The organism is Actinophytocola sp., assembly GCF_049647105.1.
In the GTDB taxonomy this organism is placed as follows: Bacteria; Actinomycetota; Actinomycetes; order Mycobacteriales; family Pseudonocardiaceae; genus Actinophytocola.
Window position 1 is genome coordinate 1 of sequence record NZ_JBARWZ010000078.1, and the last position, 19,890, is coordinate 19,890.

The 19,890-nt window shown below is 69.6% G+C and carries 19 protein-coding genes; 12 read left to right on the plus strand and 7 right to left on the minus strand.

What is annotated here, in order from left to right; translation table 11 throughout:
• The 4 genes from WBA97_RS09530 to WBA97_RS09545 form a co-directional block, all read left to right on the plus strand.
• Positions 1–555 (plus strand): ESX secretion-associated protein EspG (locus WBA97_RS09530; protein ID WP_424230370.1); only part of this gene is annotated, 555 nt, incomplete at its 5' end.
• A 130-nt stretch (positions 556–685) separates the two neighbouring features.
• Entirely contained in the window at positions 686–1,444 is a 759-nt protein-coding gene (locus tag WBA97_RS09535) for an N-acetyltransferase (protein WP_424230371.1), read from the plus strand.
• Between the two features lie 20 nt (positions 1,445–1,464).
• Positions 1,465–2,547, plus strand: coding sequence for a methyltransferase (locus WBA97_RS09540; protein WP_424230372.1), 1,083 nt, complete (start codon positions 1,465–1,467; stop codon positions 2,545–2,547).
• Between the two features lie 22 nt (positions 2,548–2,569).
• Positions 2,570–3,817: a cytochrome P450 family protein gene (locus WBA97_RS09545; protein WP_424230373.1), complete on the plus strand. Its 1,248-nt coding sequence runs from the start codon at positions 2,570–2,572 to the stop codon at positions 3,815–3,817.
• 79 nt (positions 3,818–3,896) lie between these two features.
• Here WBA97_RS09545 and WBA97_RS09550 read toward each other — a convergent pair whose 3' ends face one another.
• The 3 genes from WBA97_RS09550 to WBA97_RS09560 all read right to left on the minus strand — a co-directional run bounded on the left by WBA97_RS09550 (position 3,897) and on the right by WBA97_RS09560 (position 5,699).
• On the minus strand, positions 3,897–4,271 hold the full coding sequence (locus WBA97_RS09550; protein WP_424230374.1) for a hypothetical protein: 375 nt from the start codon (positions 4,269–4,271) through the stop codon (positions 3,897–3,899).
• Positions 4,272–4,423: 152 nt separating this feature from the next.
• On the minus strand, positions 4,424–5,386 hold the full coding sequence (locus WBA97_RS09555) for an anti-sigma factor RsbA family regulatory protein (protein WP_424230375.1): 963 nt from the start codon (positions 5,384–5,386) through the stop codon (positions 4,424–4,426).
• 127 nt (positions 5,387–5,513) lie between these two features.
• Positions 5,514–5,699 carry a PspC domain-containing protein gene (locus tag WBA97_RS09560; protein WP_424230376.1) on the minus strand — a complete coding sequence of 62 codons (186 nt, stop codon included), beginning with the start codon at positions 5,697–5,699 and terminating at the stop codon, positions 5,514–5,516.
• Between the two features lie 234 nt (positions 5,700–5,933).
• On the opposite strand from WBA97_RS09560, the gene WBA97_RS09565 reads away from it, so the two are divergent.
• From WBA97_RS09565 to WBA97_RS09575, 3 genes are all read left to right on the plus strand, one after another.
• Positions 5,934–6,746, plus strand: a complete 813-nt coding sequence (locus WBA97_RS09565) for a leishmanolysin-related zinc metalloendopeptidase (RefSeq protein WP_424230377.1) — start codon at positions 5,934–5,936, stop codon at positions 6,744–6,746.
• Positions 6,747–6,854: 108 nt separating this feature from the next.
• Positions 6,855–8,213, plus strand: a complete 1,359-nt coding sequence (locus WBA97_RS09570; RefSeq protein WP_424230378.1) for an NAD-dependent succinate-semialdehyde dehydrogenase — start codon at positions 6,855–6,857, stop codon at positions 8,211–8,213.
• Positions 8,214–8,339: 126 nt separating this feature from the next.
• Positions 8,340–9,605: an SGNH/GDSL hydrolase family protein gene (locus WBA97_RS09575; protein ID WP_424230379.1), complete on the plus strand. Its 1,266-nt coding sequence runs from the start codon at positions 8,340–8,342 to the stop codon at positions 9,603–9,605.
• Here WBA97_RS09575 and WBA97_RS09580 read toward each other — a convergent pair.
• On the minus strand, positions 9,588–9,947 hold the full coding sequence (locus WBA97_RS09580) for a hypothetical protein (protein WP_424230380.1): 360 nt from the start codon (positions 9,945–9,947) through the stop codon (positions 9,588–9,590). The two genes, WBA97_RS09575 and WBA97_RS09580, sit on opposite strands and share 18 nt — an antisense overlap.
• Positions 9,944–10,219, minus strand: a complete 276-nt coding sequence (locus WBA97_RS09585; protein WP_424230381.1) for a hypothetical protein — start codon at positions 10,217–10,219, stop codon at positions 9,944–9,946. The genes WBA97_RS09580 and WBA97_RS09585 overlap by 4 nt, the downstream gene beginning before the upstream one ends.
• Before the next feature lie 116 nt (positions 10,220–10,335).
• Here WBA97_RS09585 and WBA97_RS09590 point away from each other — a divergent pair, with 116 nt between their 5' ends.
• Together WBA97_RS09590 and WBA97_RS09595 are read left to right on the plus strand one after the other, a co-directional pair.
• Positions 10,336–11,178: a helix-turn-helix domain-containing protein gene (locus WBA97_RS09590; RefSeq protein WP_424230382.1), complete on the plus strand. Its 843-nt coding sequence runs from the start codon at positions 10,336–10,338 to the stop codon at positions 11,176–11,178.
• Complete coding sequence (locus tag WBA97_RS09595) at positions 11,175–11,351, plus strand: DUF397 domain-containing protein (RefSeq protein ID WP_424230383.1); 177 nt, start codon at positions 11,175–11,177, stop codon at positions 11,349–11,351. Before WBA97_RS09590 ends, WBA97_RS09595 begins: the two co-directional genes overlap by 4 nt.
• Before the next feature lie 57 nt (positions 11,352–11,408).
• Here WBA97_RS09595 and WBA97_RS09600 read toward each other — a convergent pair whose 3' ends face one another.
• Both WBA97_RS09600 and WBA97_RS09605 read right to left on the minus strand, forming a co-directional pair.
• Positions 11,409–12,788 (minus strand): glycosyl hydrolase family 18 protein, encoded by a 1,380-nt coding sequence (locus WBA97_RS09600; protein ID WP_424230384.1) that lies wholly within the window; start codon positions 12,786–12,788, stop codon positions 11,409–11,411.
• Positions 12,789–12,948: 160 nt separating this feature from the next.
• Positions 12,949–13,587 (minus strand): DUF6308 family protein, encoded by a 639-nt coding sequence (locus WBA97_RS09605; RefSeq protein WP_424230385.1) that lies wholly within the window; start codon positions 13,585–13,587, stop codon positions 12,949–12,951.
• Between the two features lie 186 nt (positions 13,588–13,773).
• Between WBA97_RS09605 and WBA97_RS09610 the strand changes: the two genes are divergently transcribed.
• The 3 genes from WBA97_RS09610 (at position 13,774) to WBA97_RS09620 (ending at position 19,883) form a co-directional block, all read left to right on the plus strand.
• The gene (locus tag WBA97_RS09610; RefSeq protein WP_424230386.1) at positions 13,774–15,192 is read left to right on the plus strand and encodes a glycoside hydrolase family 28 protein; all 1,419 of its coding nucleotides are present in this window, start codon (positions 13,774–13,776) and stop codon (positions 15,190–15,192) included.
• 72 nt (positions 15,193–15,264) lie between these two features.
• A complete protein-coding gene (ypfJ, locus tag WBA97_RS09615) occupies positions 15,265–16,155 on the plus strand; it encodes a KPN_02809 family neutral zinc metallopeptidase (protein ID WP_424230387.1) in 891 nt (296 codons plus the stop codon).
• A 110-nt stretch (positions 16,156–16,265) separates the two neighbouring features.
• Positions 16,266–19,883, plus strand: coding sequence for a family 78 glycoside hydrolase catalytic domain (locus tag WBA97_RS09620; RefSeq protein WP_424230388.1), 3,618 nt, complete (start codon positions 16,266–16,268; stop codon positions 19,881–19,883).
• Positions 19,884–19,890: the final 7 nt, after the last annotated feature.

Below are 19,890 nucleotides of genomic sequence, written 5' to 3' on the forward strand. Positions count from 1 at the left end.
GCGCTGGCCAGGCGGCGGGGCACCGTCGACCTGGTGGTCCGAGGTCCGGCGGGCGAACGCGGCGCGGTCGCGTTCGTGTACGGCAAGCACGCGGTGCTGTGCAAACAGACCTTCACCGGCGACCGGCTCGTCGACGTGCGGCGCATCCCGCTCAGCGCGGTCGCGTCCGCACTGACCGCACTGGTACCGGACCTGGTGGCGGCCCCGGCCATGCCCGTCCGGCTGCCTGCCGCGGCCGCACAGGTGACGACGGGCCACCACCACGTGGTGGTGGCACACGGCGGCGACCCCGACGAGCTGGACGCACTCACCGACCTGGTCAGCACGGTCGATGGCGGCGGGCAGCTGGGCGCGACCACGACCACCCGGGAGAACGGGACCGTCCGCGACACCCGCTCCGGCCAGGAGCTGTGCTGGCTGGACACCCCGTCGGGCCGGGTCCGGGTCACGACCCCCACACAGCCGACACCCAACGGGTGGATCAGCGTGAACCCGTTGTCCCCAGGCACCCTCCGCTCGGCAGCCGAGGACCTGGTCGAGGCGCTACGCCGCTGAAAGGGCGGTGACCAGGGCGGGACAGCGAGTGACTCCATCGCGGGGCGGCCGGCTTGCGAGTGTGGCGCGGGTGTGCCGCAAGGTCACCGAGTGAGACTTCCCGGTGATCCTGCTCTTGTAAGGAGTCACCATGTCGGTCGTCACGAACCTGCGTGTGGCCAGCCTCGCCGAGCGTCCCGACCTGGCGTCAGCGATGCTGACCATGGAGTCGACCTGGCCCGCGTACGTCCGGGCCGAGCCGCTGCTCGTCGACTGGGCGTTCGAGCGGCACGCGGAGCACCAGCTCGTCGTGCTCGACGGCGATGGCGACGACGAGCAGGTCATCGCGAGAGCGGCGAGCGTTCCGTTCGCATGGGACGGTGACCTCGACAGCCTGCCCGACACCGGCTGGGACGAGGTGCTCCGCCAGAGCATGGTCGACACCTACGCCGGACGTGCGCTCACCGCCGTCTGCGCGCTCGAGATCGCCGTCGTGCCGGGCAGACAGGACAGAAACCTGTCCAGCAGGACGCTCGTGGCACTCAACGACAACGCGCGGCGCCTCGGTTTCGCCGACCTCATGGCGCCGGTCCGGCCGAGCAACAAGCACGCGGAGCCCGAGGTGTCGATCACCGAGTACGCGGCACGCACCCGGCCGGACGGGCTCCCGGCCGACGCCTGGCTGCGCGTGCACGTCCGGGAGGGCGGCCAGATCATCAAGATCTGCCCGGCCTCGATGGCGATCGCGGGCAGCCTCGCACAGTGGCGCGAGTGGACCGGCCTGCCCTTCGACACCGACGGCCCCGTGGCGGTACCCGGCGCGCTGACCCCCGTCGAGGTCAACGTCGCGCACGACCGCGCCGTCTACATCGAACCCAACGTGTGGATCCGACACCGGCTCGACAAGTGAGAGTGGAAAGGCGTTCCCCGATGACCAGCACCCTGCCCAACCAGGCCGAGAAGATCCGCAACCGGGCCGCGCTGATCGAAGTGATCGGTGGCTACATGGCGTCTCAGGCACTCAGCCTCGCCGCCGAGCTGAAGATCGCCGACCTCATCCACGACGGTGTGGACACCAGCACCGCGCTGGCCGAGGCGACCGGCTCGCACGAGCCGTCGCTGCTCCGCCTGCTGCGCATGCTGGCGGCGGTGGGCATCACCACCGAGCCGGAGCCGGGGCGGTTCGGGCTGTCGGAGGTCGGTGACCAGCTGCGCACGGACTCCCCGAACTCGCTGTGGGCCTTCACGCGATTTTTCACCGACCAGTCGCTGTTCAGCTCGTGGCAGTCGGTCGGGCACACGATCAAGACCGGTGAGTGCGCGTTCGACCACGTCCACGGCAAGAACGCCTACGTGCACCTGTCCGAGCAGCCGGAGCTGTCCGCGCTGTTCAACTACGCGATGAGCCAGGAGTCGCGGATCTCGGCGGGCCAGGTCGCCGACGGGATCGACTTCTCCGACGTCAAGACCGTCGTGGACATCGGCGGCGGGGACGGCACGCTGCTCAAGGCGATCCTCACCGCCCACCCGCACCTGACCGGCGTCGTCTTCGACAGCGCGAGCGGGGTGGCCGAGGCGCCGGGCGTGCTCGCCGAGGCCGGTCTCACCGACCGCTGCGAGGTCGTGGCAGGCGACTTCTTCTCCTCCGTGCCCGACGGCGGGGACCTGTACATCATCAAGAGCGTGTTCCAGGACTGGGACAACGAGCCCGCCGCGAACCTGCTCAGGACGGTCCGCGAGCACATGCCCGCGAACGCGACGCTGCTGATCGTGGGTTCGGTGCTGACCGACACCGCGACGACCGACGAGCCGGTGATGTTCCTGACCGACGCGAACATGCTCGTCACCGCGGGCGGCCGGGAGCGGACCGAGAGCGAGTTCCGCGCGCTGCTCGAGGAGACCGGGTTCACCGTCGAGTCCGTCGGCCGCAACGCGGCAGGCCCGCTGTCCATCATCAAGGCCGTGCCCGCCGAGGCCAGCTCGTGCCATTGCTGCCACGCAACGGAATCCTGACCAGACGTTCTAGGAGTACGACATGATCCCCTTCAGCACCAAGCCGAGTGAGACGATCGACAGCGGTGGCGGCAAGTGCATGTACGCGCAGCTGGACCGGTTTCGCGAGGCCGCACCCGCGGTGGCCGTCGAGTTGCCAGAGGGTGTCGTGGTCTGGTCCATCACCCGTGGCGACGTGGTCAAGAAGCTGCTGAGCCACCCCGACATCTCCCGCAACCTCAAGAACAACCTGCCGATGTACGAGCCGGGTGAGGTGCCGTGGCTGTCGCCGTGGGTGGACGTCGAGTCCATGTCCACCGCGGAGGGCCGCGAGCACCAGCGCCTGCGCAAGCTGGTCGCACCCGCGCTCACGCCCAAGCGCATCGACGCCATGAAGCCGCACCTCGAGGCCATCGCGGAGAAGCTGCTCGACGACCTGGCGACCCGCCCCGGCGACGAGCCGGTGGACCTGCACACCGCGTTCTCCCAGCAGCTGCCGACCAGGATGATCTGCGACCTGTTCGGGGTGCCAGAGGACCTGCGCCCCGAGGTGCTGCGCATCCTGCGCGTCGTGCTGGACACCGACAACGTGCCGGAGGAGGAGTCGGCCAGGGTGTTCGTCGACATCAACGTCGCGATGCGGACCCTCATCGAGGGCAAGCGCCGCGAGCCGGGTGACGACCTGACGAGCTTCCTGATCGCGGCCCGCGTCGACGGCGAGGAGCCGCTGTCGGAGCAGGAGCTGGTCGACATGCTGATCCTGCTGATCGGCGGCGGCAGCCAGACCACGGTCTCGCTCATCGACCACACGGTCCGCGAGCTGCTCGCCAACCCCGACCAGCTGGCCATCGTCAGGGCGGACCCGAGCCGGTGGCCGGACGCGATCGAGGAGTCCCTGCGCCTGCAGTGCCCCGTCGGGCACCTGCCGATGCGGTGGGCCAAGGCCGACATCGACCTCGGCGAGGGCGTCGTCATCAAGAAGTACGACGCCATCATGATCAGCTACCTCGCGCACGGCCGTGACCCCAACGTGTTCCCGAACCCGGAGGTGTTCGACATCGACCGGGAGAACAAGGAACACATCGCCTTCGGCGGCGGGCCACACTTCTGCCCCGGCGCCCGCCTCGCACGACTCGAGGCCAACGTGGCGGTGCCCGCGCTGTTCGCCCGCTACCCCGACCTGGGGCTCGCGGTCGCCCCGGAGGATGTGCCGCCGCTGCGCTCCTTCATGGCCAACGACGTCGCCGCACTGCCGGTGCTGCTACGCCACGAGGCGAAGAAGGCCGCCTGACCTTGACGCGCTCACTGCACTGAAGGATTCCTTCGGTGCAGTGAGCGCGTTCTCGTTTGGTCTTTCATGGCATCAGGCGTCAGGTGCAGGCCACCCTCAGTGCGTCAAGGCGTTCGGTGTTGCGCTGCACCCAGCGTGCGACGACGCCCGCGTCGTCGAGGCGTTCCTTCTGCACCTGGACGTAGGAGTCGGCCAGGCCGAGGAGTGAGGCCTTGATGTCCTCGTCGGCGACGTCGCCTGCCAGTTCGCGCAGTCTGCGTTCCTTGTCCTCCGCGCGGGCCTGGAGGCGCTCCTTGTCGATGAGCGGGTTCAGGTCCGCAAGGCCGAGCGCCTCCGCGCACACCGACGCCTGGTCGGCGACCGCGTTCGCGTCGTCCATCGCCGAGCCGACCTCGGCACATCCGGCCACCACCAGCAGCGATGCCAGCACGGCGCACACTCTCCGAATCCCCATGCGAAAAATCTAGCTGGCCCCGGTTTGCCCCCGAGGGTGATCGGGTAGATCATCAAGGCCCGGATCGGATGCAGGGCCTTTCCGGTGTACAGAGGACCGGACCCGTCGGATGCGCCCTCGCGAGCCGACCGGGTCCGGCCTTTGTCCGGGCCCTACGCGCGGTGGTTCGGGTTTCCGCTGATCAGGCGAATGGTGAAGCCGTCGGGTGTGAGGCTCATCGCGACGTGGTCGCACAGCTGGTGGGTCAGCCACAGCCCCAGCCCGCCTATCGGCGCGTGCGCGGCGGCCCGCAGCCCGGCGAACGGGTCGGCAGGGCCCTTGCCGCGGTCGGTGACCGTCACGACGACGCGGTCCGGGCCAGCCCAGCAGCGGACCAGCGTGGGTGGCTCACCGTGGGTCATCGCGTTCGTGATCGTCTCGGTGACCGCGATCCGCAGGTCACCGAGCACCTCCGCCTCCAGCACCCCCTGGCCGACCTGCGCGAGCGCGGCCCTTGCGGCGCCCGGGTTCGGGTCGGCCAGCTCGAACGCGGGCGGCGTGAGCTGTAGCGGGTCCGGCGCCATCGGCAGGTCGCGACGCAGGAACAGGCCGGGCTCGACGTAGGCCGGGCTGGTCAGGTGCGTGTCGCCGGGGGTCGCGACGTGCGGGTGGGTGCGGGCCACGTCGGCCAGCACCTCGGGCGGGGTGATCCGGGTGTCGTACGCGCACATGCTCCAGAGCGGGAACTCGTCGTACGCGTCGTTGATCGCCGACTCGTAGCGGGCCCACCAGTCCCAGGTCGCCCCGAGCGCGGTGGCCGGCAGCGCGCCGACCACCCGGATCTGGTGCGCACCGGCCGCCGTGTGCCCGGCGAACATGTCGCGGTAGGCGCGGATGGCGCCGGCCGGGCGGGCGTACATTTCACCGCCCGCCTGGAAGACCACCGGTGTGTCGTTCCCGAGCGCGTCGCGGACCAGCGCGGTCTCGGCCTCGCCCAACGCGACGACCGTCGGCTCACCAGCGTCGATCCCACCCTGGAGGAACGGGAGGACGACGGCGAGCAGCTCGTCGTCCGAGGCGTAGCGGATGGCCTCGTGGAAGTATCCGGCACGCCCCGAGGGCGCCCCGGTCCTCATAAACCGTCCCTTTCGTCCACGACGTCCTGCTCCAATGGCTCGATCCTCAGAAGACCAGGATCGCATCGATCCATCGGGCGTGGGTGACGGGGGCACGGGTGAGACCCGCCACAGACGCCCTCAGCTCTCAGTAGGGCCGTTTGGGCATCATGAACCACAAGATCAGGTACAGGACGAACTGCGGCCCGGGCAGCAGGCAGGACAGCACGAACACCAGCCGCACCCGGCCGACGCGCCAGCCGTACCGGTCCGCGATCCCCGCACAGACGCCGGCGATCATCTTCTTGCTCTGGGGCCTCGTCAACGTGGTCATGACTCCACGGTCCCCCAGTTCGAGCCGTTCCGCATGGTTGACGACCCTGAGATGACCCTGGGTTTCAGCTGCCGCCCCGGGCCGCACCGTCCCAGCCGTACATGAATTCACGCACCTTCGAGCGGGTCTGTCATGACCCCACAGGACCCGTCCCGTGTTCATTCGCGCACAGCGTCACGTTCGTTTTCCGACGGCGATTCACAGTCGTACCGAATCGTCCGCGAGGAGGAACCCATGGCCGACTACCTCGACGTCTACATCTCCCGCGCGGATGCCGGACGGGCGAAGGCACTGACCGGCACCACCACTCCCTTCACGATCACCGTGCGGTTCACCGGTGGGCTGACGCGCACACAGCAGGACGCGTTCGTCGCGGCCGCGGACCGCTGGGCCCGCGTCATCGTCGGGGACCTGCCCGACGTGGAGCTCGACGGGGAGGTCATCGACGACGTGCTCGTGCTGGCCTCCGGCGAGGACATCGACGGGGAAGGCAACGTGCTCGGCATGGCAGGGCCGACGCACGTGCGGGTCGGCGGGGCGCCCTGCCGGGGCGAGATGCGGTTCGACTCGGCCGACCTCGCCGCGATGGAACGCGACGGCATCCTCATCGACGTCATCACCCACGAGATGGGGCACGTGCTCGGCATCGGCACCCTGTGGGAGGGCCTCGTGCAGGATGCGAGTGGCGCCGACCCGCGCTACACCGGCCGCGTCGCCATGGTCGAGTACGGGCGCCTCACCGGCAGCAACCCCGAGGCGGTACCGGTGGAGGACGAGGGCGGCCCCGGCTCCCGCGGCAGCCACTGGCGCGAGAGCGTCTTCCGCAACGAGCTGATGTCCAGCGGCATCGGCGGTGTCAACAACCCGATCAGCAGGCTGACCGTGGCGTGCCTCATCGACCTCGGCTACCAGGTGGACCTCGACGCGGCGGAGCCGTACACGTTCCCGATCCCGATCGAGGGTGCCGCGCTCACCACGCGCCGCCTGGCAGGGCACTTCGAACGGCCCACGCGCCTGCGGGTCAGCACGGAGGAGACCGTCACATGACGTGCGGCCGGCGCGGCTCCCCGCCGCGCCGGCCCGGTCGCGCCCGCATCCGTGTCGGCGAGCACGTTGTGTATACAGTATTCATCTCAGGCTGTAGTCTTGCCCTCCATGTACACAGTCACCAACCCGGCGACAGGCGAACTGGTCGAGGAGATCGAGAACGCGACCGACGAGGAGGTGCGGGCCGCGGTCGAGCGCGTACACGGCGCCTACCCGGCCTGGCGGGCACGGTCGGTCGCCGAGCGCGCGAAGATCGTCTCGCGGGCGGCGGAGCTGTTCGCGAAGCGGACCGACGAGCTGGCCGAGATCATGACGCTGGAGATGGGCAAGCGGATCAACGAGGGCCGCGGCGAGGTCGGCATCGTGGTCGACATCTTCAACTACTACGCGGACAACGGCCCCGCCCTGCTCGCCGACGAGCCGCTGACGGTCACGACCGGCGACGCGGTGATCGTGAAGCAGCCGATCGGCGCGCTGCTCGGCGTGATGCCGTGGAACTTCCCGTGCTACCAGGTGGCACGGTTCGTGGCGCCGAACCTGGTGCTGGGCAACACGATCGTGCTCAAACACGCGTCGATCTGCCCGCGCTCGGCGCAGGCCATCGCCGACATCCTGCACGAGGCCGGGGTGCCGGAGGACGTGTACGTCAACACGTTCGCCGCCAGCCGCCAGATCCCGTCGGTGCTGGCCGACCCCCGGATCATGGGGGTCTCGCTGACCGGCAGTGAGCCCGCGGGCATCTCGGTCGCGACCGAGGCGGGCAAGCACCTCAAGAAGACGGTGCTGGAGCTTGGCGGCTCCGACCCGCTGATCGTGCTCGACACCGACGACCTTGACGAGACGGTGAAGCAGACCGCGACCGCGCGGATGCGCAACTGCGGCCAGTCCTGCAACGCGCCGAAGCGGATGATCGTGCTGGCCGAGCTGTACGACGACTACGTGGACAAGCTGTCCAAGCACGTCGCCGACTACTTCCAGCCGGGCGACCCGGCCGACCCGGCGACGAAGCTGCCGCCGCTGGCCTCGGCCGCCGCGGCCGACGAGGTGGCCGGTCAGGTGCGCAAGGCCGTCGAGCAGGGCGCCACCCTGCGGGCGGGTGGGCGCCGCGTCGAACCGGGCGCCTACCTCGAGGCGACCGTGCTGACCGGCGTGACCCGCGAGATGGACGCCTACTACGAGGAGATCTTCGGCCCGGTCGTGGTCGTGTTCCGCGCGGAGGACGAGGAGGAGGCGATCGAGATCGCCAACGACTCGCCCTTCGGCCTCGGCGCGAGCGTGTGGGGCACCGACCCGGCCCGGCTGCGCCGCGTGGCGGAGCGGATCGAGGCGGGCATGGTGTACGTCAACCGCGCGGGTGGTTCGTCCGCCGACCTCCCGTTCGGCGGCATCAAGCGCTCCGGCATCGGCCGCGAGCTCGGCGCGGCGGGCATCGAGGAGTTCATGAACAAGAAGGCGATCCGCCTGTAGGACCTGGCCGAAAGTTTCGGTCGCGAAATCCTCGTGATTGACAACGTCTATCAGACATCTCTACATTTAATTCCGGAATTGTTTCGAAACTTCCGGACTCGTAGTGGTGCGATAGACGGGAGCACGGTGAACACGCCGAAGCGCAACAAGATCCTCGCGGTGCTCACCGGCGCCGCCGTCCTGCTCACCGGCGCGACCTCGGCCGACGGTGAGACCGCCGACCCGCCCGCGCGCTGGGTCGGCACGTGGGCGAGCGTCCCGACGCAGACCCCGGCCACCGCGACCCCGTCACTGGCCGACGAGACGATCCGGCAGGTCGTGCACACCAGCGTCGCGGGCAGCCAGCTGCGCCTGCGTCTCACCAACGAGTTCGGCACGACCGCGCTGCGCGTCGGCGCGGTGCACGTCGCGCGGCGCGCCGGGACGACCGGCACGGACATCGACCCGGCGACCGACCGCACGGTCACGTTCGGCGGCATCGGAGCCCCCACGATCCCCTCCGGCGCACCGCTCGTGAGCGACCCGGTGCGGCTTCCGGTGCCCGCCATGGCGGATCTCGTCGTGAGCATCCATCTCCCGGACCCGACACCGGTGACGTCGCTGCACAACTTCGCCTACCAGGAGAACGTGGTCGCCGAGGGGGACGTGACCGACGACCCGGCCGTCACCGGCCGCACGGTCACCGCGTGGTACTTCCTTTCCGGGGTCAGCGTGCGCACCACGGACCGGCACGCGGACGCGGTCGTCGCGTTCGGCGACTCGATCACCAACGGGTTCGAGACGCAGGTCAACGCCAACCACCGCTGGCCGGATCTGCTCGCGAACCACCTGCGGGACAAGGGAATGCTGAACCTCGGCGTGGCGGGCAACCGCCTGCTGCACGACCCGAACCCGCCACCTGGCAGTGACGCGGTGAACTACGCGGCGTTCTTCGGGCAGAGCGCGCTGCGCCGCTTCGACCGGGACGTGCTCGCGCAGCCGGGCGTCGAGCACGTGATCGTGTTGCTTGGCGTGAACGACCTCGGGCACCCCGGGACCACCGCGCCCGCCTCGGAAACCGTTACGGCGCAGGAGATCATCGGCGCGTACCGGCAGCTGATCGTGCGCGCGCACGCGGCGGGCGTCGAGATCGTCGGCGGCACCATCCTGCCGTTCAAGGACGACACGCTCGGCTTCTACAGCCCGGAGAACGAGGCCAAGCGGCAGGCCGTGAACCGGTGGATCCGCACGAGCGGCGAGTACGACGGCGTGATCGACTTCGACGCGGCACTGCGCGACCGGGCTGACCCCCAGCGTCTGCGCGCGGCGTACGACAGCGGCGACCACCTGCATCCCAACGACGCCGGCATGGCGGCGATGGCGGCGGCTATCCCGTCACACCTGCTCCGCTGACACCCGGAACGGCAGCCGGGCGGCGGGTGGCGCGGGCGTCAGGCGGGCCGGGGCGCCCAGCTCGCCGGGGGCCGCGAGGGTGAGCACGGCGCGCAGCGTCCACACCAGATTGTAGTCGCCGTACCACCAGTAAACGTGCGTCGGCGCGAACACGTCCGTCGCCGGGCCGGTCGGCGTGCGGTAGGCATGCGCGTGTTCGGCGTCCCGGACTACCAGCACGTCCACGCAGTCCGCCCACTGGTACACACCGACCAGCAACTCCGGGCCATCCTGTCCGGCACCGAACCGGCGCCACCGGAACCCGCGCACACTGGCCAGTTCGAGCAACGCGTCGGCGCTCATCTGGTCGGCACGGTATTCAATTGGTCCTGCTGCTGCCCGAAGTGCTCGGGGTCCATCCACACCAGTGCCATGGGCTCAGGCCGTGCGGTGTAGCGGTCCAGCGCCGCCGTGGCGCAGGCGTGCACCGAGTGCGTGGTCTGCCGGGTCACCGGGTCCCGCCGGTAGATCACCGCCTCCCGCTCACCCTCATCCTCATCCTGGATCTCCATGCCCCACGCGAAGATCAGGTCGTTGTCGGCCGCGTTGACCAGCGTGAACAGTCGTCCGTACATGTGATTGCCTCCGTTATTTACCAGTCCACATTCGATTCTTCCGATACGTATCTATCTACACAATGCACCTATCGAGGGATTGTCAGCACACCCGTTTGCACATTTAGGATTGCTACATGGCAGTTATCATCGGTACCGCCGAGTCGCGCGAGCTGGGTGCCGAACTCCGGCGCCTGCGCACGGAGGCCGGGCTGAACACCAGGACCATGGCCGACCGGACCGGAGTCTCGAACGCGAACATCTCGTTCTGGGAGACTGGTAAGCGGCTCGTACCGTTAGAGCGGTTGACCGCCATTCTCGATGCACTGAGCGTGACCGACGACGAGCGGGAGCGCATCATCGGGCTACGGCGCAAGGCCGACGGTCCCGGCGAGCTGACCACCAGCTCCACCAGCATCGGCCTGCGGCTCACGAGGCTGATCGAGCTGGAACGCACGGCCACCCGGATCACGGAGATCGCCCCGCTGGTGATTTCCGGCCTGCTACAGACCGGCGACTACGCTCGCGCCGTGTTCGGCGACGGCCCTGACACGGACACCAAAGTGGCGCTGCGTGCGGGCCGCCGCGACGTGATCACCCGCAGACGCGATCCAGTCGAGTTCCTCGCGTTGATCGACTCCGAGGCGCTGGTCCGGCCGATCGGATCGCCGGAGGTGATGGCCGACCAGCTCGATCACCTGGTTCACATGGCCGAGCTGCCGAACGTCACCATCCAACTCGTCCCGAGCACGGCATCCGGCTACCACCCGATGCTTGCTGGCCCGTTCATCCTGTACGAATTCCCCACCGCGACGCCCATCGTTCTACTCGAACACCACCGCACGAGCGCGTTCCTCTGGGACAAGGAGAGTGTGGCGGCGTATCTGTCCGTACCGGGGGAAATCCAGAATCTGGCAATGACACCGGACCTGTCATGGAGGATGATCAAAGAGATCGCCCGACGAATGGAGACGACATGACCACGAACCTCCGGTGGCGCAAGTCCAGCCGCAGCGGACAGGACACCGCCTGCGTCGAGCTGGCACACACCAGAACCGCGGTACGTGACAGCAAGAACCCCACCGGGCCCACACTGACGCTTGACACCGCCGACCTGATCACCGCGATCAGGACCGGCCGACTCGACCGCTAAACGACGAGGTGACCATAGGGACGCCGAGCGTTCCCTATGGTCACCCTCCACGGCCCCCTACGCAGGCAGGTGCCAGACCTGGTTGCTGCCCGCGAAACAGTCCCAGATCTGCAGGCGTGTGCCGTCCGAGGAGCTGGGCCCGGTGGCGTCGAGGCAGCGCCCCGACACCGGGTTGCGCAGCGTGCCGTTGGACTGCGCCTGCCACTGCTGCGCACCGGTCCCGTTGCAGTCGTACAGTTGCACAACGGTGCCGTTGGCCGTGCCCGCGGCGTTGATGTCCATGCACTTGCCGAGCGCACGCAGCGTGCCGTCGGAGCTGACCGTCCAGCTCTGCGCGGTGGAGCCGTTGCACGACCACAGCTGGACGGCGGTCCCGTTGGCGCTGCTGGCACTCGCGACGTCGACACACTTCCCGCCGATGCCGGTGATCGGCCCGGTACGCCCGGTCGGCGGGTTGCCGCCGCCGGTGGCGACCTCGTAGATCGCGCTGACGAGCGACGTGGCGCCGCTGGTGTCCTGCGACAGCTCCCAGTTCATGATCCCGCCCGCGTTCGCCATCGCCCACTGCGTCTTGCGCTTGATCGTGGGGATGCCGTTGTAGCACTGCTGGCCGCCGCTGTTGATGCAGTCGACGTTGGCGTTGGCCGGGTTCATCGCGACGATCTGCGCGTAGGTCAGGTAGCCGGGGCGGCTGTAGAACGGCACGCCGAGCACGGTCTTGCTCGCAGGCAGGCCGCGGCCCTTCCAGTAGTTGGCGGACTGGATCGACCAGTCGTAGTTCGCGTGCGGGCTGCCGCCGTCGTAGGCCATGATGTTGAGCCAGTCGACCTGGCTGAACACGGCGGTCTGCACGCCTTCCGCGGTGCCACCGCCGGAGACGACGGCCGCGGTGAGCAGCTTGCCCCTGCTGTGCATGGCGGAGGACAGCTGTTGCATCAGCGCGGTGAAGTTGTTGCCGGACTGACCGGGGTCCGGGTACTCCCAGTCGATGTCGACGCCGTCGAGGTTGTACTGGCTGACGACGCTGACCACGCTGTTGACGAACGTGGTGCGTGAGCCGGAGTTGGCGGCGAGGGCCTCGAACGCGGAGTCGTTGCCGTCGTTCCAGCCGCCGATCGCGAGCGACACCCGGACGTTGTTGGCGTGCCCCTGGCTCACCAGCGACGACAGCTTGCCGGGGTCGGGGATGCCCTGCAGCGTGCCGTTGGAGTTCGGCAGCGCGAAGGCGTAGTTGATGTGTGTGAGCTTGTTGTACTGGATGCTGTTGACGTTCCCGGACCACGACGGCATGTAGCCGACGCTCCGGAAACCATTGGGCAGCACCGCGGCGGCCGCGGGAGACGCGGCGGCCACGACGAGCCCGGTGGCCATGGTTGCCAGGGCGAGCCCGGCGGCACCCCACCGGCGTCTTTGCCGGGTCAGGCGTGAGTTGGGCATGGGCGTTCCTTCCAAGGCAGGGGAAGAAGGTGACGCGTACGCGGAACCGGTTCCGGCCAAGTGAACATCGGATGTCTCCCGGCCGTCAATAGAGGACGGCACATTGGTTCAACCAATAGCCGAGTGGCTCAACCACCCGCCACGCGCGGGCCCGCCGAGGTCATCCGACGATGCCGAGCCGCGCCCGCACCTGCCGCACCGCGCGTGACTCACTGCCGCGCATCCAGAGGAGGACGTCGAGCAGCCGCAGGACGCTGACCTCGTCACTGGGCGCGAGGGCGGCCAGCCGAGCGCGTCGCTCACCGTCCAGCAGCACCCCGCGAATCGCCTGCCACGAGCCAAGCGGCGACAACCGCAGCGTCCGGAGGACGACCCGGTCGATGATCGGCACGAGGTGCGGCCGTTTGCGGGCCAGCAGCTTGGACGTGGTGACCCGGCCGACCCCGCGCAGCCCGCGCAGCAGCTTCCACAGCTCGGTGAGCGGGCCGGCCAGCAACTCGTGGTCCTCCCAGATCGGCACTCCCGGGTCGACCTTGGCCAGCAACGTCGAGATCGCGTCCGCCTCCGGTCCGAGGATGGCGCGCACGGCGGCGGGGCCGAACCGCACCTCGAGCAGGGACGTGGCGAGCAGGTCGTCGACGGTGATCCGGCACGGATCGGGCTCACCGAGGGAGTCGAACAAACCTCCCGCGAAGCCCGCGTCCGGGTCGAAGTACGCCGCCACCAGTGCCTTCGAGTGGGTCTCCGCCAGCAGGCCGTCGACGATCGACCCCGCGTCCGGGCGGACGGACTCAGTCATCCATGCACTGTAACCCGGGAGCCAGGACGACCGGGTCCGTTCGACGGGTGGTTCGACCCGTTCGCCGGGGTTACCCGTCGTTTTTCCGGGATTGTTCGGACCCATTGCGGAGGCCACCGGAAATGCGGTACTACCGGTTTTCGCGCAAATTTTCCCCACTGTTGCCAAAAACTCCGGAGGTGCGCGATGTCAACTCGCTGGTCCCGCCGTTCGTTCCTCAGAAACGCGACAGCCGGCTCGCTCCTGGGCGCCGTGGCGCTCAGGCAACCGCTTGCTTCAGCGGATCCCGCCGACCCGTGGACGCGGGCGGACGCCATCGCGCGTCGTGTCCGACCGCCGCGATTTCCACACAGGTACTTCCCCGTCACGCGGTTCGGCGCGAAAGGCGACGGGGTCACCGACTGCACCATCGCATTCGCCCGGGCGGTGCATACCTGTGCGAAAGCGGGTGGCGGGCACGTCGTCGTTCCGGCAGGCCGTTACCTGACCGGGCCGATCCATCTGCGCAGCAACGTCGACCTGCACGTCACCGCAGACGCGACGATCGCGTTCAGCCAGGACCCGAACGCCTACCTGCCCGCCGTGTTCACCCGCTGGGAGGGCACCGAGCTGTACAACTACTCGCCGCTGATCTACGCCTTCGGGCAGCGCGACATCGCGGTCAGCGGCACCGGCACGCTCGACGGGCAGGCCGACAACGCGCACTGGTGGCCGTGGAAGGGAAACGTCGAGGACGGCTGGCAGCCCGGCGACCCGCACCAGGCCGAAGCACGCGCCCGCCTGTTCGCCATGGCCGAGCAGGGGGTGCCGGTCGCGCAGCGGGTCTTCGGCGACGGCGACTACCTGCGGCCGAGCTTCATCCAGCCCTACCGGTGCCGGAACGTCCTCGTCGAGGGCGTCACGATCGTCAACTCCCCCATGTGGGAGGTCCACCCGGTGCTGAGCCGCAACGTGCTGGTGCGGGACGTGACCGTGGTGACCCACGGCCCGAACAACGACGGCTGCAACCCCGAGTCCAGCCAGGACGTGGTGATCCGCGGCTGCACGTTCGACACCGGCGACGACTGCATCGCCATCAAGTCCGGCCGCAACGCCGACGGCCGCCGGGTGAACGTGCCGAGCGAGCGGATCCTGGTGGAGGACTGCGACTTCGCGGCCGGGCACGGCGGCGTGACCGTGGGCAGCGAGATGTCGGGCGGTGTGCGGGAGGTGTACGCGCGCAACCTCCGCCTGAGCAGCCCGGAGCTGGACACCGCACTGCGCTTCAAGACCAACTCGGTGCGCGGCGGGTTCATCCACGACGTCCACGCCCGCGACATCACCATCGGCACCGTCGGCCAGGCCGTGATCACCATCGACTTCTACTACGAGGAGGGCCCCGGCCACGGCTTCAACCCCGACGTCACCGGCATCAGCGTCGACAACCTCACGGTCGCCGAGGCGGGCCGGGCGCTCAACCTGCGCGGCTACCCGGACAACCCGGTCGGCGCGATACACCTGACCGGCGTCGACTTCGGGCGCACCGCGCAGCCGTCGATCGTGGAGAACGTGTCGGGCCTCGTGCTGACCGACGTGTACGAGAACGGGGCGCCCATGGAGGCGTAGGGGCTCATACTTTTCAGTCCGGAGAGGCGGACTAGTCATGCCGGGGCGGCACGCTCGTGCGAACATCGACACGTGAGATTCAATGAGGACGCGGACCTCGACACGTCGCAGATCACCGACCAGCGTGGGATGGGCGGCCGTCTCGCGGTAGGCGGTGGCGGGCTCGGCATCCTGGGGTTCGTCATCTACTTCGTGATCTCGCAGCTGGGTGGCGGTGGTGGCACGGCGCTGCCGCCCGGGTTCGGCGACCTCGGCCAGAACGAGCAGGTCGGTTCGTCGTCGCTCGCCGAGCGGTGCAAGACGGGCGCGGACGCCAACCGCGAGGCGGACTGCCGCGCGGTCGCGTTCATCAACTCCATCCAGAGCTACTGGACCGGCAGGCTCGACGGCTACCAGGTCGCGGAGACGAACTTCTTCTCCGGTGGCGTGCGGACCGGCTGCGGCAACGCGGACTCGGCCGTCGGCCCGTTCTACTGCCCCGCCGACAACGAGGTCTACATCGACCTCGGGTTCTTCCAGGAGCTGACCGACCGGTTCGGCGCGCAGGGCGGCCCGTTCGTCGAGGGGTACGTGCTGGCGCACGAGTACGGCCACCACGTGCAGAACCTGCTTGGCACGTCAGGAGGCGTCGGGCAGGACACCGGTCCGACGTCTGGCTCGGTGCGCCTGGAGTTACAGGCGGACTGCTACGCGGGCGCGTGGGCCAACCACGCGACCACCACGCCGAACGCGGGCGGCGAGCCGCTGATCACCGAGGTGACGCGGCAGGACATCGCGGCCGCGCTCGACGCCGCGTCCCGCATCGGCGACGACTACATCCAGCGCGAGCTGGGTGGCGGCACCGTCGACACCACCCAGTTCAGCCACGGTTCCTCGGCGCAGCGCCAGAAGTGGTACTCGACCGGCTACGAGACCGGCGACCCGAACAGCTGCGACACGTTCCGCACCAACAACCTGGGCTGACGGGCACCCTTCCCCTATTGCCTGCGCGTGACCATCTGGTTACAGTTGTGCCGCCCGGGTTGTAACGTTTAAATCCCCCTGCACGTCGGTCGCTCGCTGGGAGCCCTGCCATGCCCCGGAACAGCCGTCGCTCGATCATCGCCGTCCTCGTCACGACTCTCGTACTCGCCGTCGTCGGTGTGCCACCCTCGGCCACCGCCGCGCCGCCCGGGCTCGCCGGGGCGCACTGGATCTGGTACCCGGAAGGGGATCCACGCGTCTCCGCACCTGCGGGCCACCGCTACTTCCACGCCACGTTCACCGTCGCGCCCGGTGCGGTCAGCGACGGCACCCTCGCGATCACCGCCGACGACACCGTCGACGTGTGGCTCAACGGCACGCCACTGGCCGGTTCACCGCGCCGCGACCACTCGTGGCGCCAGTCGATCGCGGTCGACCTGCGGTCCGCGCTCGTCGCTGGCACGAACACGATCGCGGTCGCCGCACGCAACACCTCGGTCTCCCCCGCGGGACTGGTCGCCAGCGGCCGGGTCACGACCGCGGGCGGGGTGACCGACCTCGTCACCGGCGCGAACTGGAAGGCGAACCGCACCGCCCCCTCTGGCTGGGAGAAGGGTGCGGGCGGCGGCTGGGTCGGCGCCCAGGACCTCGGCGCCTACGGGATCGCGCCGTGGAACCAGGACGTCGTCGCGCCGGACGTGACGGCCGCGACGCCGTTGCAGGTCACGCGCGGCACCGTCGAGCACCAGCCCGCCCCACTCGGCGTCGACGCCGCCAAGCCGCGTTTCGGTTGGCAGCTCACGGCTGCCGCGCCACAGCAGCGCCAGGCCGCGTACCAGCTCACGGTGTCCGGTCCACAGGGCGTGGTGTGGGACAGCGGCCGCGTCGTGTCCGGCACGCGGGCCGACGTGGCCTACGGCGGGCCCGCGCTCGCGCCGCGTACCCGCTACACCTGGCGGGTACGGGTGTGGGACGGGCAGTCCCGCGCGGGTGGCTGGAGCCCGGAGTACTCGTTCGAGACCGCGCCCCGGGACTGGACCGCCGGCTTCATCGGACAGCGGCCCGCCGCGCCGGGGCTGTCCGGCGCGAGCTGGATCTGGTACCCCGAGGGCGATCCGGTGGCGGGTGTGCCGCCATCGACGCGCTACTTCCGGCACACGGTGAACGCCGCGTCGTCCGGCCGCGCCACGCTGGTGCTCACCGGTGACGACAGCGCGGACGTGTGGGTGAACGGCACGCAGGTCAGCACGTCGCCGAGGGTGACGGACTCGTGGAAGAACGCGGCGGTGGTCGAGGTGCCACTGTCCTCTGGCGCCAACGTGATCGCGGTCCGCGCGGAGAACACCACCCAGTCCCCGGCCGGGCTGATCGGCGCGCTGTCCCTCCCAGGTGGACAGACGGTGGTCACCAACGGGTCGTGGAAGGCCAGTCAGAGCGGGCCGTCGGGCTGGGAGCAGCCGGGGTTCAACGACAGCGCGTGGCCTGCGGCGCGTGCGCTGCTCGCGTACGGGAGCGGCCCATGGGGCGCGAACGTGCGGGTCGCGCAGCCCGCGCCGTTGCTGCGCAAGGGTTTCACGGTCGCCAAGCCGGTGGCGAGCGCACGCCTGTCGACCACCGCGCTCGGCCTGCACGAGACCCGGCTCAACGGAGCGCGGGTCGGCGGCGACGTGCTCGCCCCCGGGTGGACCGACTACCGGAAACGCCTGCAGTACAAGGTGTTCGACGTGACCGGGCAGATCCGGCAGGGCGCGAACGCGCTCGGTGCGTGGCTGGGCAACGGCTGGTACTCGGGCAGCCTCGGCATGGCGGGCAACCAGTACTACGGCACCCAGCCGTGGTATTCGGCGCAGCTCGTGATCACGCACACCGACGGCACCACGTCGGTGGTCGGCACCGACGGCACGTGGAAGGTCGCCGCGAGCCCGATCCGGTCCGACGACCTGTACCACGGCGAGACCTACGACGCGCGGCTCGCGGTGTCCGGGTGGGACGCGCCGGGCTTCGACGACGGTGCGTGGGCGGCGCCGGTCGTCCGCACCGAACCGCTGCCGAACCTGGTGTCCCAGGTGGACAACGGGGTGACCGTGCAGCAGGAGTTCCGGCCCGTCGCGGTCACGCAGCCCAAGCCGGGCGTGTGGGTGTTCGACCTCGGCCAGAACTTCACCGGCTGGAACCGGCTCGCGGTCCGTGGCCCGGCGGGCACCACCGTCACGATGCGGCACGCGGAGGTACGGAACGCCGACGGCACGATCTACACGGCCAACCTGCGGGGCGCGCAGGTCACCGACCGGTTCACCCTCGCGGGCACCGGTGGCGTGGAGACGTGGGAGCCGCGGTTCACCGTGCACGGCTACCGGTACGTCGAGCTGACCGGGCTGCCGTCGGCACCGACCGCGGACACGGTCACCGGCCGTGCCGCGTGGGCGTCCGGTGGGCAGCCGGGCACGCTGACCACGTCGAACCCGCTCGTGAACCAGTTGCAGCACAACATTCTCTGGGGCACGCGGTCGAACATGCTCTCGATCCCGACCGACTGCCCGCAGCGCGACGAGCGGCTCGGGTGGACCGGCGACATCGCGATCTTCGCGGGCACGTCGACGTTCAACCTTGCCGCGCACAACTTCCTCGGGAAGTTCGCCGACGACCTCGTCGACGCACAACGCGCGGACGGCGCCTACACCGACGTGGTGCCCGCCGTGATCGACGGCGCGGGCCGGGCGGGCTGGGGCGACGCGGGCGTGGTCGTGCCGTACACGCTGTGGCAGCGCTACGGCGACACGGCCGTGATCGACGAGCACTTCGCGGCGATGGCGCGGTGGGTGGACTACCTGCGTGCCACGTCGGGTGCGGACCTGATCCGCAACCAGTGGACCTACGGGGACTGGCTCAACGTCAACGACAACACCGCGCAGGACGTGCTGTCGACCGCGTTCTTCTCCTGGTCGGCGCGGCTGGTGTCCCGGATGGCGGCGGCGACGGGGCGAACCTCGGAGGCGGCGTCGTACGGCAGGCTGGCCGACGACGTGGCGGCGGCGTTCACGAACCGTTTCGTCGCCGAGGACGGCACGGTCGGGTCGAACACGCAGACCGGTTACGTGCTGGCACTGGCGTTCGGGCTGCTGCCACAGTCGCTGCGGCAACCGGCGGCGGACAAGTTGGCGGCGAAGGTCGCGGCGACCGGCGGTCACCTGTCGGTCGGGTTCCTCGGCGTGGAGAACCTGCTGCCCGCGCTGGCCGACAACGGGCACGTCGACACGGCGTACGAGATCCTGCTGCAGCAGGACTTCCCGGGCTGGGGCTACATGCAGAGCCGCGGCGCGACCACCGTGTGGGAGCGGTGGGACGGCATCAGGCCCGACGGGTCGTTCAACGACCCTGGCATGAACTCGTTCAACCACTACGGCCTCGGCTCGGTTGGCGACTTCCTGTACCGCCAGGTGGCGGGCCTCGGCCCGGCAAGCCCTGGTTACGGGTCGCTGCTGATCGCCCCGCGCCCCGGCGGTGACCTGACGTCGGCGAGTGCCACCTACGAGACACCGCACGGCACCGCGAAGAGCGACTGGTCGCGGTCGGGCGGACAGCTGACGCTGCGGGTGACGGTGCCGACGGGCACGTGGGCGACCGTCCGCGTCCCCGGCACGGTGACGGCCTACCCACCGGAGGCCATCCCGACGGATAACGGCTTCTACGTCCCAGCGGGCAACTTCACCTTCACCGCGACGACGTGAGGCAGTG